This window comes from Streptosporangium sp. NPDC020145 (genome assembly GCF_040631275.1).
Lineage (GTDB): Bacteria > Actinomycetota > Actinomycetes > Streptosporangiales > Streptosporangiaceae > Streptosporangium.
In genome coordinates, this window is sequence record NZ_JBEXZT010000034.1 from 41035 (window position 1) to 55801 (window position 14767).

The window sequence follows — 14767 nt, forward strand, 5'->3', positions numbered from 1 at the left end:
CTCACAACACCCGCCTGGCGCCGGGTAGCGCGCGCACCAGCCAGGCCACCCCCCAGCACAGCGGCAACGAGACGGCGGCGGCCACGACGAACTTGACGATCGCCGGAGCGTGCAGCCAGGCCAGCGCGTAGCCGACCGCGACGAGCACGACCGGATGGATGAAGTAGACCGTGTAGGCGTGCTCGGAGAGGAACCTGCCACCCTCCCCCTGCCGGTTGTACCGGTTCCTGAACAGCACGATCAGCCCGACGATGATCGAGACGGAGAACGTCGACTCCCACAGGGAGTTGAACGCCTGGTGGAGCACACCCTCGGTCGTCATGCTCAGCGGCAGCACGACCAGCGTCACCCCGGTCGCAGCGAGAAAGCCGATCCGTCCCGCCTTGGCGGGCAGCGTCTCGAACCAGCCACGCCGGTAGGCCAGCACTCCGACGACGAACATCGAGGCGTACTGCGGCAGGTGGGAGGGCGTCGGCAGCCCGATCACGATCCAGTAGGTCCCGACGGGCACCAGGAACCGCCACAGGAACGTGGCCACCGCCAGCCCGAGCGCGAACAGCACGATCGCCCGCGCGGTCAGCTCGGTGCGCCGGGGCTCGACGGCCTGCTTCGACGCTCCGGCCCGCCTCGACCACAGCGTGTACACGATGCCGAAGACCAGCAGCACCTCCACGAACCACATCGGGCCCGCGTCCCACGAGCCGAGGTAGAACAACCAGTACGGAATGCCGTCCGGGTAGAAGCCGGCGACCAGCAGGGGCCGTAGCAGCAGGAGGAACACCAGCAGGGGGATGCCGAGCCGCTTCAACCGGTCACGGACGAAAGCCCCGCCGCCCTTGCGGTCGTGGGAGGCGGGCGTGAAGAAACCGGAGATGAGGAAGAAGAACCCCATGAAGAACGCCTGGTTGAACATCACCAGGATGTCGAGCGCGACGCCGCTGGCGTCCTTGGCCTCCTCGAAGTAGTACCACGCGGGGATGTGGCTGTAGGTGATCGCGACATGGTGGAGGACCACCAGGACCGTGAGCACCACACGCAGGTTGTCGACGGCGAACAGTCTGGTCCTGGTCCTGGTCTCGGTCGTCACTTCGCCGCCGCCCTTTCGAAGAAGTCGGCCAACTCGCGCGCGTGCGCGTCGAGGTCGTGGTCAGGGGTGACCGCCCAGTAGGCGAACATGGCGTCGACGGCGGAGGAGTGCGTGATCGCCATGACGCGCAGGTCGAAGGCACGGAACTCGCCCGTGCTCTGTCCGAACCGGTAGATGTGCTCGATGCCCTGGTAGAGCTCCTCGTTGGTGTGCGCGCCGTACCGCGGTTTGCCCTCGGCGTCGCGCAGGTTGTGGAAGATCTCACCCAGCGCCAGGAGCTGGGTGCGGTGGTCGCGCATGTGCTCGGCCACGGACAGGATGTACGTGCGCAGCATCCCGACGGCGGTGTCCTGGCCCTCCAGCCTGGCGATGACCCGCTCGGCGATCTTCGTGTAGATCTGGGTGACGATCTCCTCCATCAGCTCGTCCTTGCCGGCGAAGTGGTAGGAGATCACCCCCTTGCTGATGCCCGCGTGCTTGGCGATGGCCGCCAGCGACGCCTTGGCGAAGCCGACCGAGGCGAGCACCTCGATCGCGGACGCGATGATCTGTGCTCGCCGCGCCTCCTCGATGAACGACATTTGTCGATCCGGCTTGTTTTCTGGCCGCATGGTCAAAAAATAACACACCCGGCCAAGCTTCAAGCCGCCTGGTCAACTACTACCTTACGTGTGTTTTCGATCACCGAGAGTGGCAGGGTTGCCGTTCGCCGGGCCCTCGCCCGGGTGCCTCTCCGGGCGGTGAGGACAGGGGCTCGACGGGCAGGAGATGTACATCACACTCATTTGCGTCACATCCGGCCCGGCTGGTTGGTCAGAGAGGTGTAACCACCGCAACGACAAGGAGCGCACCATGGACGCTCGTTTGAATCCGCTCGACAACCCGGTCGCGGCGAAGTTCCTGAAGCACCTCATCGCGGCGAACACGGCGATCCACAACTCGGCGCTGCCCACCGCGACGCAGGAGCTGGTGAAGATCCGCGCCAGCCAGATCAACGGCTGTGGTTTCTGCACCGACATGCACACCAAGGACGCCGCGCACGCCGGAGAGACCCCGCTCCGTCTCAACCTGGTCGCGGTCTGGCGGGAGGCCACGGTCTTCACCGACGCCGAGCGCGCCGCCCTGGAACTGACCGAGCAGGGCACCCGCATCGCGGACGCGGCAGGTGGCGTCCCGGACGACGTCTGGGCGAACGCCGCCAAGCACTACGACGAGGAGCAGCTCGCCGCCCTGGTGGCTCTCATCGCCCTGATCAACGCCTTCAACCGGATGAACGTGATCATCCAGCAGCCCGCGGGCGACTACCAGCCCGGCCAGTTCGGGTAACGCGGAACGAACGCCCCGGGGCCCGCTGCCGGGTCCCGGGGCGTCGCACGCCGTACGGTCAGGCGGCCCCCCGCAGCTGGGCGGTGGCGGAACGGGCCAGTTCGGTGGAGACGCGGCAGAGCCGGTCCATCGGGAAGGAACCGTCGACCAGCAGCTGTAGCGTCTCGGCCTTCGTCCTGCCGTACCGGTCGGGATAGGAGCGGTAGACCACCTGTGTCAGGCAGGTCCTCTCGTCGTCCGCCCACCTCTCGACGAAGGCGCGGTAGCCGTTGAGCCGGGTGGGTGCCCCGTCGGTGGAGTCCGGTTGCCGTCCCTGGTCGAAGTGCAGGTTCACCCGCAGATCACCGGTGGTACTCGACCATTTGCACGTCCAGTCGCCGTAGCCCACGTAGGGATTCGCCGCGTCGACGCCTGGGACGAACTCTCCCAGGGTGTCCGGGCTGAGAAGCGCGCAGGCGTCCTCGTTCGCCAGGGAGTCCCGGGGAAGAGAGCGGGGATACTTCTCCAGCTCTCCGGCACCGAGTTTCTCAGCGGCGATCTCGGCCGCCGTGTCTGCGATGTCACACAGGGAGGCCCTGCCCTTCTCCCCGCGTTTGGCGGTTACCGACACGATCGTGTCGTTGTCCGCGGACAACGCCATCCTGCGTTCGCATTCCGTGCTCTGGGCGGGATCCTTCATGACGATGACGTTCTTCATGGTTTCGGAGGACGTGGTCTGCTCAGGAAGTGGACCGGGATCGAATTCCACCTTGACATCCACTTCATCCTCTCCCGGTGGATATATCAGGACATCGCACCGGTCGAAATTTCCGTAAGCTGGATCAATTTCCGTTTTCCCGAAACGGCCCAGTCTCACGGCGTCGACCAGACGGCACGGATCGGCCGCGAGCGGAGACGGCAGGCTCCTCGGTGGCCTCACCGGTGAGTCCTTCGGCGAGGGCGACATTGAGGGCGAGGGCGACGGCGTGGGAGGTGGCGTGGAAGACGCCCTGCTTTCCTGATCGGCCGGGGAGTCGATCCGGATGGGTCGCAAGGGAAGCGCGAAGACCAACACCGTGAGCATGAGCAGGCAGAACTTGACGTTGGCTGGGCTTCCCTTGATCAAGGTGAAAACCCTATTTGCGGGAGATTCGACTGGAGAAAGCTCCGGCGGGTTCGTCGACGGTGGCTCGGCGAGCAGTATGGCCAGCACCGCGGAGATGATGGCCCACTGCAGGCTGAACATCCCGTTGTTGAAGATTTGATTGATTGCGACCCCGAGGACCGCGCTCAACAACGCTCTCGAAGTCGGCGACATCGGCCCGATTGTCATGTCGACATCATCGAAGCAATCGCCAGGCCGTTTCCTCGGAACAGCCAAAATGGCATCCAGTGGAACGAGCCCGTACACCTTCACAAAATCGATAAACCCCCACAAATCGCAGACCGTGCGCGGTTTCTGTCGGACCCGCCTGCCAGGATTCCCGTATCCGACCCCCTACGGAGAGCAGGGCTCCCATGACGTACGGCTGGCTCGACGACGAGGCGTTCTGCGCGACGCACGTCCGCGGCCTCACCCCGCACGAGGCACTGGCCCGTCTCGGTGTCGAGGTGCTCGACGGCGACGACGAGGAAGGCGAGATCGACGTGGGGCTCATCTGCGCCTACCCGGCCGAGGGCGGCACCATCCTCGGCGAGGCGATCGGCTACGCCGGGTCGTTGGGAGAGGTGCTGCGGCCCCTGTCAGCGGGGACGGTCGTGGCGAGCGTCTTCGTCAACGTGAACATGGTCGCGGGCTTCAACCACTACGCGGACGGCCGCGAGATCCTGTCCTTCGACCCGCTGTTCCCCCACGAGGTCGACGACCAGACGGCCTTCCTGGCCGACCGGATCGAGCTCGGGCTGGTCCACGGCAGGGCGACGGGCGGGCTCGCCGCGGCGCGAGCACTGGCCGAACGCGTCACCGGGGTGCGGCCGACGCCGTCCAGCCGCGTCGCGGTCGCCCACGGTTTCCTCGATTACTGAGCCGTCAGGCCTCCGGCGGCCGGACGGGTTGATAGCGGGCGAGGATGACATCCCCCATGGGCCGCACTTCGAGCAGTCGCATGCGGTTCCTCGCGTCGTAGGGGAACGACGCGGGGTTGACGAAGCGGGGGGCGGCGGCGTCGCCGACGAAGAAGGGCGCGGTGACGACGTGGAGCTCGTCCACGAGACCCGCCGCCAGAAACCGGGTGTGCACGGTGCCGCCGCCTTCGACCATGAGGCGCTCCACCCCTCGTTCGGCGAGGTCGGCGAGGACGGCTCGCAGGTCGAGGGGGTCACCGGCGTCGACGACCGAGGCGACCTCGGCGAGGGCGTCCCGCTGGACGGGAACGTCCGGGGTGGTGGCGTAGACGACCTTTGCGGTGTCGCCGGTGGTGAAGAGCCTCGCGGCCGGGTCGAGGGGCCGGTGCCCGGCGATGACGGCCTTGAGCGGAGACTCCGGCCGGCCGGCGGCGACACGGGCCTGACGGCGGTGCGCGGCGCGGACCATGAGCCGGGGGTCGTCGGCGCGGACGGTTCCGGCGCCGACGAGGATGGCGTCGCAGGTGGCGCGTACGGCGTCCACCCGGTCGAAGTCCTCGTCGTTGGACAGCAGCAGCCGTTCCGAGGTCGCGTCGTCGATGTAACCGTCAAGCGAGACGGCGACGGAGGACAGGACGAACGGCCTGGTCATGTGGTGCTCCCCGGAACGTTCCCGACGACGGCGCGAAGGCGGAGCCTCCATCCGAACCGGCGAACTCCACACCTGTACGGCGCCGCGTCCCACGCTACCCTCCGGCGGAGCTCCGCCTCACCCTCCCCGCGGAAGCCCCGGCGTCGTGGCGGCGTCGCAACGCCTTCACCCGGCTTCGAACCTCTCGTGTGGAGGGTCCCAGCGCCGTGGCGGTGTCGACTGACCCTTCCCCGGCCCCGCTCTCCCAGGGAAGCCCCAGCGACCGATCCTTCACCCGGCTTCGAACTTCCGCGGACGACCCTGGTGCCGTGGCGGTGTCGATCAACGTTCTCACGAACCTCCACGGGCGGCCCCGGTGGCGTGGTGGCGCCGACCGACCAGCCCTCACCTGGTTTCGACCCCTGGCACGGAAACCCCCCGCGTCGTGGCGGTGCCCACCCCGCACCTCGTCCGAACCCCCGTGCGGGACGGTCGATCGTTGTCCGGAGCCTGCCATTCTGTCTTGATGCGTACATCTCGATGTGATCTGTTGCGTTGGCAGTTCGACCTGACCTGGTCGTTGTTCGACTACCACCTGGAACGACTACGACCCGATGACTTCCTGTGGGAACCCGCCCCCCTTTGCTGGACCGTACGCCGTGACGCCACGGGAGCATGGGTGCCCGACTGGGCGGAGACCGAGCCCGACCCCATCCCCGTTCCCACCATCGGCTGGGTGAGCTGGCATATCGGCTGGTGGTGGAGTGTGACCATCGACCACGCCCAGGGACGCGCGCCTCGGGACAGGACCGAGGTCACCTGGCCGGGTGACGGAACGAGCGCCGTCGGGTGGCTGCGTGGTCTCCGCACCACCTGGCTGACCGTGCTGGACGGCCTCACCGACGCCGACCTGGACGCCCCGGCCCCCTTCCCCTGGCCGCAGGACTCCGAGCACACCGTCGCCCACATGATCGCCTGGGTCAACTCCGAGCTGATGAAGAACGCCAGCGAGATAGGCCAGCTTCGCATGGTACGGGCCGCGTCCTCGAAGTAGATCGTTCTCAGCCCAAGGCCGGTCCGCTCGGGCCGGTGGTCGTTCTCGGCCAAGGCCCCGCGACCGGTTCGGGGAGCAGGCTTCCGGGTCGGCGAACCCGGCGCTCTCGCGCCGACCACTCGTAGGACGGCCGTGCCGATGCCGGTGTCGGCCCGTCCACCGGTCACGCCATGGCCCGGGCGGTCCGACCGACATGATCTCCTCGGTGGTGGAGAACCTCGCGTGCACACCTCGACGCGTGACTCCAGGACTCCGTCCCTGACACGACGGCACCGCGACAGACCCATGAGGTCGCGTGGGCCCCGGCGGAAGGGCCGCCCGACGAGGGCGCTGTCATCCCGAATGCCATCCCAACAGAACCTCACCAGCAAAAATGGCTAAATACCTGATTTGTTAATCCGTGGTGGTGTTTATGGCGTTCGCCTATTCTGGCGAGGTGATCGAGCTGAGTTCACGAGAGAGAAAGCAGCCCCCACCTCCCCGAATCGTGTGGGAGAGCCTGACCAATCCGCGGCGTCCCGGCCCCAGGCAGTGGCTCGAACTGCAGCGGGACGAGATCGAGCCCCGGGTGCTCCGGTCGGTCGAGCCCGAGCTGGTGGTCTGGTCGTCGCTGTGGCCGAACAGGCCGAACGACGAGATCCGGTTCGACCTGCGGCCGTATGGCATGGAGACCTCGCTGCGCTGGACGTTGCTCACCTCCGCGGAGCCCCCGCCGCCCGAGGCGGTCAGCCACATGCGTTACCGCCTCAACTTCCTGATCAACGCCCAGCTCCGCTTCACCTACGGACAATAGGGATGTCACTCAACGGGACGGACGCCTACCGGGGCCTTGAGCTTCCCCCGCTGGTCGCCAGGGCGGTCGAACTGGCGGACCGGCAGGGCTTTCCCTTCTCCTGCCGCCCCGAGCAGGGGCGCCTGCTGCGGGTGCTCGCGGGCGGGGCCTCCTCCATCGCGGAGACGGGCACCGGATGCGGGGTCGGGCTGGCCTGGCTCGTCACCGGGGCGCCGTCGGGAGCCACGATCGTCAGCGTGGAACGCGATCCCGGCCGGGCGCGGGTGACGGCGGAGCTGTTCGCGGACCTGCCGGACGTCACGGTGGTCCACGGCGACTGGACCGAGATCCACGGCCGCGCGCCGTACGACCTGCTGGTCCTGGACGGGGGCGGGGCGGGCAAGAACGGGGCGGCGGCCGACCCGGCGCGGCTGCTCACCCCCGGCGGGACGCTCGTGGTCGACGACTTCACCCCGGCCAGGCGGTGGCCGATCCTGCACGAGGGCGAGCCCGACCTGGTCCGGCTGCACTGGCTGGAACACCCGCTGCTGGACGCCGTCGAACTGCGCCTGGCCGCCGACCTGGCCGCGATCGTCGCGGTCAGGACGCTACGCCCGTCACCGGTCCAGCCGCTCCCTGAGCGATGAGCGGACCGCCGGCCACTCCTCGGCGATGATCGAGTAGTAGGCGGTGTCCCGGACGGTGCCGTCCACGGCCCTGGCGTGCGCGCGCCGTACCCCCTCGAACCGGCCGCCGAGACGCTCGATCGCCCTCTTGGACCGCTCGTTGCGGGCGTCGGTCTTCAGGGTGACCCGCAGGACCTTCCACACCTCGAAGGCGTGGCCGAGCATGAGGAGCTTGGCCTCGGTGTTGCTCCCCGTCCGCTGGGCGGAGGCGGCCAGCCAGGTGCTGCCGATCTCGGCCACGCTGGGAACCCCCTCCGCACTGGGGACCGTACGGCCCGGCGGCCAGGACGGGGGCCAAGACCAGTAGTCGAGGTCGAGGAAGCGGGAGGTGCCGATCACCCGCCCCGAGGAGAGAGACCGGATCGCGAAGGGAAGCGCCCAACCGGTCAGCTGGTCGTCGAGGGCCGACCGGACGTAGGCGCTCATCGACGCCTCGTCCTGTGGCACCCGGGTGAAGTCGTAGGTCTCGCGGGACTCGATCGCGGCGGCGACGAGACCGCCGACGTGCTCAACGGTGAGCGGTTCCAGACATACGCGTTCACCCCGCAGGGTCACAGTCTCCGGCACATGATCCATCTTAGGCAACAGGTGTCGTACGGCCTGGCTCAGGGTTTTTCGGGACAGGTCGGGAATTCACCGGAAACCCTTTACCGAAGGCCATTGACAGGTCGAAACTCGGAGCCGCGCACCCCCTGGTTGGTATTCTCTGGGCGACATTCCTCCAAGAAAGGCACCGCCTCCCGTGCCATTCGTTCCCCGCCCTTGCGATTCTTGGGGGCATCGGTCAGGATCTTGCCCGGTGCCACGCGAGGGTGAGTGATTCACGTGAAACGTCTGTCCCTGCTCGCCGCCCTCGTCGCGGCCGGGACCTTCGTCCCCGGTACGGCCAACGCCGTCGGACCGGTCGAGCCGATGCCCGGCGAACCTCAGGAGATCCGGGGGATCGACGTCAGCAACTGGACGGGCCAGGTCGACTGGCCGTCCGTCCTCGGAGGAGGCGGCCTCTTCGCCTTCGTCTACGCCTCCGAGGGCACGAACTTCCGCAACCCCCTGTTCGCCGCGCAGGAGAGCGGGGCGGCCGGGGCGGGGCTGTTCCGGGGGGCCTACCACTTCGCCCAGCCGCACGAGTCGGGCGGCGCCGAGCAGGCGGACTTCTTCGTCGACAACGGCGGTGGCTGGAACGCCGACGGCCGGACCCTGCCGGGTGTGCTCGACATCGAGGACAATCCCTACACCAACCGGAACGGCCTGGATCACTGCTACGGCCTGGACCGGCCACGAATGGTCGCCTGGCTGAAGGACTTCACCACGCGTTACCGGGAGCGGACCGGGCGGGACGCGATCATCTACACCACCACCGACTGGTGGCGGAACTGCACGGGGGACTCCTCGGCCTTCGGCCGTAACCCGCTCTGGCTCGCCCGATGGGGAGCCGAGCCGGGGCCGCTGCCCGCGGGCTGGCTGCGTCAGACCTTCTGGCAGTTCGCGGACAAGGGAGTGCTTCCCGGCGGGCAGAACGTCTTCAACGGCAACATGACGGAGCTGAGCATGCTCGCCCAGCCCCCGGCCGAACTGGCCGCCGCGGGCAGGCCGGTCGGCAGGTACGGCTACGGCATCACGGTCCTCAACACCGGGCCGATCCCGGCGACCAGGGTCTCCGTGGTCGGCAGGACCTTCGGCGGCCGGCGGATCGTCGGGGCGAGCCCCGGCTGTGACTTCAGCGGTAGGGCGGTGCGGTGCACGATCGACGAGCTGCAGCCGCAGGGTACGACGGAGCTGAAATTCGCCACCGAGCCCATTGGGCCCATTGGGCCCGGCGACCCTGCCAAAACTCCCAAGCCCCCCAGGTCCACCAAACCCGCGAAATCCACCAAACCTGGTGAGCCCGTCAAGAACATCAGGTCCGATAAACACCCTAAGAACGATGAATCCGCTGAATCCTCTGGGCTGATCAGCCCGGAGAGGCCCATGCGGATCGGCCAGGAGGGTCACGAAGCCCTCCACGACGATCTCGGCGCGCGGGGCGCGACCACCGCCGACGCCGCGAGGCCCGACGCCCCGGAGATCGAGGAGCCGGAGGAAGGGATGAAGGTCACCATCGGCACGGTGATGGTGACCATCGACTCCGGCCGCGAGTGACTCTCGGGAGAGATCGACCGCGAGTGCCTCCCAGGAGGGATCGTGAGGCGTGCCTCCATAGTGCATACTGCAATAAAGGAGCATGCACTATGGAGGTGTGATGGCCCGCGGCCCCGACCTGGTCGGCCTGACCGTGCTCGCCCTGCTCTCGGTGCGGCCGGGTCATCCGTACGAACTGCACCGGATGATCCTGGACACGCACAAGGACTACGTGACCGGGCTGCCGCGCAGTCTCTACCACGCGATCGACCGGCTGGCCGGGGAGGAGCTGATCGTCCCGGCCGAGACCAGCAGACAGGGCCGCAGGCCGGAGCGGACGGTCTACCGGCTCACCGAGGAGGGCAGGGCGGAGCTGACCACCAGGCTCAGACGGCTGCTTGAGGAGCCGGGGCCGGACACCCGCACCCTCAACGCCGCGCTCTCCCTCATCGGGGGGCTGTCCGCGCGGGAGGCAGAGCGTGCGTTGCTGACCCGCGCCGCCGCCCTGGAGAGCGCGGTCTTCGCCTGTGACGCGTACCTGAGGAACCTGAGGGAGAGCGGGCTGCCCCCGGTGCTGACGCTGGAGCTCGAATGCGAGCGCGCCCTGCGCGGCGCCGAACTCGACTGGGTGCGCGGTGTCCTGGAGCGGCTCGCGTCGGGAGAACTCGCCTGGCCGGACCACACCGGCCCCGGCACGGCAGGAGGAACGCATGAGCAGGGCTCCACTGTGTGAGGTCGCCGGGGTGGTCGAGGCGCCGCCGGACCGGGTCGGGCGGCTGATCCTGACGGTCGGGCCGGGTCCCGTCGGCCGGGACAACGCCTGGCTGTACGCCTCCAACGAAGGCACGGTCGAGCCCTACGGCGGCACGGCCGCGCCCCGCGGTGGCGCGGCCGCGTCCTATGGAGGCACGGCCGAGGGCGGCCCACGGCGGTTCACCCTGAGGACACCGGCCCACACGATGACCATCGAGGTGACCGGCGCCACCCTGGCCGTCCAGGGCGGCTGGTGGTACCGGGGGGAACACACCGTCGAGCCGCATCCAGAGGGCACACTCCTCATCCATCGCGTCTTCAACGTCGCGGAACGGGGTCGCTGGGCCGTACCGCTGGCCAACCGGTTCTTCGCCGGCCTCGGTGACAGGACGAGGAACGGCTTCGCGGAGGGACTGCGCCGCCTCGGCCTCGAACTCGGCTGCGGGACACGCCTGCTCTGAGCCGTACGGCGAGACACGCCTTCCAGGTCATAAGAAGACACGCCTGCCCCAGGTTGTACGGCGAGACACGCCTGTCCTGTGTCATGCGAAAGGCTGAAAAATCAGTCGTGCTGGAAATGGGGCGATCGTATGCTCCCCGGCATGACCTTCACGTGGACCCCGCTGACCGGCGACGACGTGGACCGGTGGGCGGAACTGCTCACGGCGGTCGAGGCCGAAGACAGAACCGGGGACAACTACAGCCGGAGTGACCTTCTGCAGGATCTCGCCCTGGCCGATCCCGCCGAGGGCACCTGTGGAGTGTGGGACGGCGACAGACTGGTGGCCTTCGGCGTCGTCTACGCCGGGTCCGTCGCCGAGCCCGGCCACATCATGCGGACGTGGGGCGCGGTGCACCCGGCCTACCGGCGCCGTGGCCTCGGCGGGAGGCTGATGAACTGGACCCTCCAGGCGGGCCGCAGGGTCCACGAGGGGCTCTTCCCGGGCAGGCCGCTCTCGCTGCACGTCTACGTGCACGACGGCAACGAGGGGGCCGGAGCCGTGGCGCGGGCGGCGGGCATGCTGCCGGTCCGGACGTTCCACGTGATGACCCGTGACCTGGCCGCTCCTCTGCCGGAGAGCCACCTGCCGGAAGGGCTGAAGATCGTCCCCTATGGTGACGATCTTGAGGAGGCCGCCCGCGAGGTGCGCAACGCGGCCTTCGCCGACCACTGGGGCAGCACGCCGCACACGGCGGAGAGCTGGCGCGAGAAGCTCATCGGGCTGGAGGCGTTCAGCGGAAAGGACTCCTTCGTCGTCCAGGAGGAGTCGGGCAGGAGCGTCGGGATACTGCTCACCTTCTACTACGCGGCCGACACCGAGGTCACCGGAGTCCGCGAGGCCTGGGTCCAGACCGTCGCGACCCTGGAGGACTGGCGGGGCAGAGGGGTGGCCGGCGCGCTGCTCGCCCACGCCCTGGCCCACTTCCGCTCCGAGGGGTACGGCAAGGCCGCCCTCTCCGTGGACACCGGAAACGCGACCGGAGCGCCCGGTGTCTACCTTCGGGCCGGGTTCGAGGTCTCACGCGGCGCGACAGCCTACGTCGCCGACCTGTGAGACCCCTGACATGAGGACGGCCCGCGCCAGGTCGGCGCGGGCCACCCTCATGCGACGGTCAGGACAGTTTCCTGGACGCCTGGTCCGCCTTGTGCTCGGCCTTGTCGCCAAGCTTGCCCGCCTTCGCCTCGACCTTCGAGGCGGCCTCGTCCGTCAGGTCGGAGACCTTCTCCGAGGTCGCACGGGCCTTGTCCGTCGCCCACCGGGAGGCTCCGGCGGCGTTCTCCTTCATCGCGTCGGTCCACTGCTCGGAGTTCTTGCGGTACAGCGCGAAACCGACCGCGCCGACCGCGAGGCCGGTGAACAGCAGGAGCATCGGCCACTTCCTGGACCTGACAGGTGGCCGGGGATCGACCCTGCTCGCCGCCTGGGACAGCAGGGCGCTGACCTTGGGCGCTATCTGTTCCTCGAACGAGTGGGCCGCGGCGTCCAACTTCGGCGCCGCCCACTCCCTGGCCACGTAGATCTTGTCACCGGCGCTGCCACGCGCGTAGGCGGCCGCGTCGCGAGCGTGACCGGCGGCGTCCCGGGCCTGACTGGCCATCGGACCGACCTTCTCGGATGCGAGGTCGCCGACACGGTTGACCTGAGCCTTCATCTGATGCAGCCGACTGTCCGGAATCACGATCGTATGACGCTTTCCAAAAAGTGTAAGAGGCACGTTAACCTCCCCAGTTGTCTGGGCCCCGTTGCGTCCCCTTCCCGCTCGAAGGCGGATCAATCATCGCTGGTCGTGGGAGGATGCTGAGTGGATCGGCTGTCGCCGAGGCCACTGATAGATCACCTGAACGCCATGAAACTGCACATCGCAGAGGTCCTGACCACCGACATGAAGGGGGAGCCCGATCGTGGCTGAGAATCTGATCGCGACCCTGAAGACCAATCGCGGCACGGTGAAGATCCAGCTCTTCCCGAACCACGCGCCCAAGACGGTGCGTAACTTCGTCGAGCTGGCGGAGGGCACCCGCGAGTGGGTGCATCCGGAGACGGGGGAGAAGCAGCAGAACACCAAGCTCTACGACGGCACGATCTTCCACCGGGTCATCGACAATTTCATGATCCAGGGTGGTGACCCGCTGGGTGAGGGCATCGGCGGCCCGGGTTACAAGTTCGACGACGAGATCCACCCGGACCTGTACTTCAACCGTCCCTACCTGTTCGCCATGGCGAACGCGGGCATCGTCGCAGGCCGTGGCACCAACGGTTCGCAGTTCTTCATCACCGTGGTCCCCACGCCGCACCTGAACGGCAGGCACACCATCTTCGGTGAGGTCGTCGAGGGCAAGGACGTCGTGGACGCCATCGCCAAGACCAAGACCGACGGCCGCGACCGGCCCGTCGAGCCGGTCGTCCTGGAGTCGGTCACCATCGACCGCGTCCAGGGCTGAGGCTCCTGGCGGCCTCCCCGACCGGTTCTCACTGTGACGACCGTGACCGGGGAGGCCGCTGTGGCCGTACAGGGGACTTTTCCCTGGTGCGTGTGCTCAGGATCATGAATAGGCTGGCAGTCTGTGGATGACAGCACGGTCGAAGGGGCCATCGAGACGCCATGACCACACCGCCACCACCCAGCGAGCCGGAGACGGCAGCCGTTCCCACGTGTTACCGGCACCCGGGCCGCGAGACCTACGTCCGCTGCCAGCGCTGTGACCGGTCCATCTGCCCCGACTGCATGCGCGAGGCCTCGGTCGGCTTCCAGTGCCCCGAGTGCGTCGCGGAGGGCAACAAGACCGTACGGCAGGCGCAGACGGCCTTCGGCGGCAGGGCGGTCACGACCCCCAGGGCCACCTGGACACTGCTCGTCCTCAACGTCCTGGCCTACGTCGCCGAGACCCTCGCCCCCGGCCCGGTGATCTACGGCTTCCAGATGGACGCGGGCGCCGTCTACCACGGCGAGTGGTGGCGCCTGCTCACCGGTGCTTTCCTGCACGCGCCGCTGGCCAACGGCTCGTTCGCGATCACCCACATCCTGTTCAACATGTGGGCGCTCTACGTCATCGGTCCCGAGCTCGAACGGCGCCTCGGCTCACTGCGCTTCCTGGCGCTCTATCTGCTGTCCGCGCTCGGCGGGGCGGTGGCCGTCTACCTGTTCGGCATCGCCGCGGTCGGCGCCTCCGGTGCGATCTACGGCATGTTCGGCGCGCTGTTCGTGGTCTCCAGGCGGCTGGGCTACAACGCCCGCGGTGTGCTCCTGCTGATCGTCGCCAACGCGGTGATCACCTTCGCGGTCCCCGGCATCAGCTGGCAGGGGCACCTGGGCGGTCTGATCACCGGCACCGTGGTCGGCGTCATCCTCGCCTACGCCCCGCAGCGCAACCGGAACGTGGTCCAGTGGGGCGGGTGCGCCGTGGTGCTCCTCGCGCTGGCCGCGGTGGTCATGACGCTGCCGCCGTACATCTACCAGCTGCAGCTCGGTTTCCCCGGCTGATCGCTCGATCCACACCCTGATGCTTCCCCAGGGTGTGGATAAACGCTGTGGAAAAAACTAACGCCAGCGGGTGGAGAGAACCACACCGAAGATGATGAAGGCGAACCCGATCAGCAGGTTCCAGTTCTGCAGGAGGATGATGCCGGGCGCGCGGGGCGCGACGTAGTAGACGGCGATCCACAGGACCCCGATGATCCAGGAGGCCACCATGACCGGCGCCAACCAGCGCGGGCTCATCTTGACCTGCTGGGAGGTCTGCGGAGGCGTGTAAACCGCCTTCTTACGGGTCTTGGGCTTGGGCACTGGGGCTCTC

The 14767-nt window shown here is 68.1% G+C and carries 18 protein-coding genes; 11 read left to right on the forward strand and 7 right to left on the reverse strand.

What is annotated here, in order from left to right; translation table 11 throughout:
- Position 1: 1 nt before the first annotated feature.
- Both ABZ463_RS36655 and ABZ463_RS36660 read right to left on the reverse strand, forming a co-directional pair.
- On the reverse strand, positions 2 to 1087 hold the full coding sequence (locus ABZ463_RS36655; protein ID WP_362783743.1) for an acyltransferase family protein: 1086 nt from the start codon (positions 1085 to 1087) through the stop codon (positions 2 to 4).
- On the reverse strand, positions 1084 to 1668 hold the full coding sequence (locus ABZ463_RS36660; RefSeq protein ID WP_352013527.1) for a TetR/AcrR family transcriptional regulator: 585 nt from the start codon (positions 1666 to 1668) through the stop codon (positions 1084 to 1086). The genes ABZ463_RS36655 and ABZ463_RS36660 overlap by 4 nt, the downstream gene beginning before the upstream one ends.
- A gap of 271 nt (positions 1669 to 1939) precedes the next feature.
- Between ABZ463_RS36660 and ABZ463_RS36665 the strand changes: the two genes are divergently transcribed.
- On the forward strand, positions 1940 to 2413 hold the full coding sequence (locus tag ABZ463_RS36665) for a carboxymuconolactone decarboxylase family protein (protein WP_362783747.1): 474 nt from the start codon (positions 1940 to 1942) through the stop codon (positions 2411 to 2413).
- Positions 2414 to 2471: 58 nt separating this feature from the next.
- Here the strand turns inward: ABZ463_RS36665 and ABZ463_RS36670 are convergent, their stop codons facing one another.
- Positions 2472 to 3725, reverse strand: coding sequence for a hypothetical protein (locus ABZ463_RS36670; protein ID WP_362783750.1), 1254 nt, complete (start codon positions 3723 to 3725; stop codon positions 2472 to 2474).
- Positions 3726 to 3910: 185 nt separating this feature from the next.
- On the opposite strand from ABZ463_RS36670, the gene ABZ463_RS36675 reads away from it, so the two are divergent.
- Positions 3911 to 4417, forward strand: coding sequence for a DUF6461 domain-containing protein (locus ABZ463_RS36675; RefSeq protein ID WP_352013524.1), 507 nt, complete (start codon positions 3911 to 3913; stop codon positions 4415 to 4417).
- A 4-nt stretch (positions 4418 to 4421) separates the two neighbouring features.
- Here the strand turns inward: ABZ463_RS36675 and ABZ463_RS36680 are convergent, their stop codons facing one another.
- Complete coding sequence (locus tag ABZ463_RS36680) at positions 4422 to 5108, reverse strand: dihydrofolate reductase family protein (RefSeq protein WP_352013523.1); 687 nt, start codon at positions 5106 to 5108, stop codon at positions 4422 to 4424.
- Positions 5109 to 5613: 505 nt separating this feature from the next.
- On the opposite strand from ABZ463_RS36680, the gene ABZ463_RS36685 reads away from it, so the two are divergent.
- The 3 genes from ABZ463_RS36685 (at position 5614) to ABZ463_RS36695 (ending at position 7560) form a co-directional block, all read left to right on the forward strand.
- Positions 5614 to 6141, forward strand: coding sequence for a DinB family protein (locus ABZ463_RS36685; RefSeq protein WP_362783754.1), 528 nt, complete (start codon positions 5614 to 5616; stop codon positions 6139 to 6141).
- A gap of 436 nt (positions 6142 to 6577) precedes the next feature.
- Positions 6578 to 6934, forward strand: coding sequence for a hypothetical protein (locus ABZ463_RS36690; RefSeq protein ID WP_352013521.1), 357 nt, complete (start codon positions 6578 to 6580; stop codon positions 6932 to 6934).
- A 2-nt stretch (positions 6935 to 6936) separates the two neighbouring features.
- A complete protein-coding gene (locus ABZ463_RS36695) occupies positions 6937 to 7560 on the forward strand; it encodes a class I SAM-dependent methyltransferase (RefSeq protein ID WP_362783757.1) in 624 nt (207 codons plus the stop codon).
- On the opposite strand, the gene ABZ463_RS36700 is transcribed toward ABZ463_RS36695, so the two are convergent.
- On the reverse strand, positions 7531 to 8166 hold the full coding sequence (locus ABZ463_RS36700; RefSeq protein WP_362783760.1) for a GNAT family protein: 636 nt from the start codon (positions 8164 to 8166) through the stop codon (positions 7531 to 7533). The two genes, ABZ463_RS36695 and ABZ463_RS36700, sit on opposite strands and share 30 nt — an antisense overlap.
- A gap of 258 nt (positions 8167 to 8424) precedes the next feature.
- Between ABZ463_RS36700 and ABZ463_RS36705 the strand changes: the two genes are divergently transcribed.
- The 4 genes from ABZ463_RS36705 to ABZ463_RS36720 all read left to right on the forward strand — a co-directional run bounded on the left by ABZ463_RS36705 (position 8425) and on the right by ABZ463_RS36720 (position 12026).
- Entirely contained in the window at positions 8425 to 9738 is a 1314-nt protein-coding gene (locus tag ABZ463_RS36705) for a lysozyme (protein WP_362783763.1), read from the forward strand.
- Positions 9739 to 9820: 82 nt separating this feature from the next.
- Complete coding sequence (locus ABZ463_RS36710; RefSeq protein ID WP_352013517.1) at positions 9821 to 10450, forward strand: PadR family transcriptional regulator; 630 nt, start codon at positions 9821 to 9823, stop codon at positions 10448 to 10450.
- Positions 10428 to 10931, forward strand: coding sequence for a hypothetical protein (locus ABZ463_RS36715; RefSeq protein WP_362783766.1), 504 nt, complete (start codon positions 10428 to 10430; stop codon positions 10929 to 10931). Before ABZ463_RS36710 ends, ABZ463_RS36715 begins: the two co-directional genes overlap by 23 nt.
- A gap of 141 nt (positions 10932 to 11072) precedes the next feature.
- Complete coding sequence (locus ABZ463_RS36720; protein ID WP_362783769.1) at positions 11073 to 12026, forward strand: GNAT family N-acetyltransferase; 954 nt, start codon at positions 11073 to 11075, stop codon at positions 12024 to 12026.
- A gap of 58 nt (positions 12027 to 12084) precedes the next feature.
- On the opposite strand, the gene ABZ463_RS36725 is transcribed toward ABZ463_RS36720, so the two are convergent.
- A complete protein-coding gene (locus tag ABZ463_RS36725) occupies positions 12085 to 12570 on the reverse strand; it encodes a hypothetical protein (protein WP_362783771.1) in 486 nt (161 codons plus the stop codon).
- A 304-nt stretch (positions 12571 to 12874) separates the two neighbouring features.
- Between ABZ463_RS36725 and ABZ463_RS36730 the strand changes: the two genes are divergently transcribed.
- A complete protein-coding gene (locus tag ABZ463_RS36730; protein ID WP_352013513.1) occupies positions 12875 to 13414 on the forward strand; it encodes a peptidylprolyl isomerase in 540 nt (179 codons plus the stop codon).
- A gap of 161 nt (positions 13415 to 13575) precedes the next feature.
- Entirely contained in the window at positions 13576 to 14454 is an 879-nt protein-coding gene (locus ABZ463_RS36735) for a rhomboid family intramembrane serine protease (protein ID WP_352013512.1), read from the forward strand.
- Positions 14455 to 14511: 57 nt separating this feature from the next.
- Here the strand turns inward: ABZ463_RS36735 and ABZ463_RS36740 are convergent, their stop codons facing one another.
- Entirely contained in the window at positions 14512 to 14757 is a 246-nt protein-coding gene (locus ABZ463_RS36740) for a cell division protein CrgA (RefSeq protein WP_352013511.1), read from the reverse strand.
- Positions 14758 to 14767 lie beyond the last annotated feature (10 nt).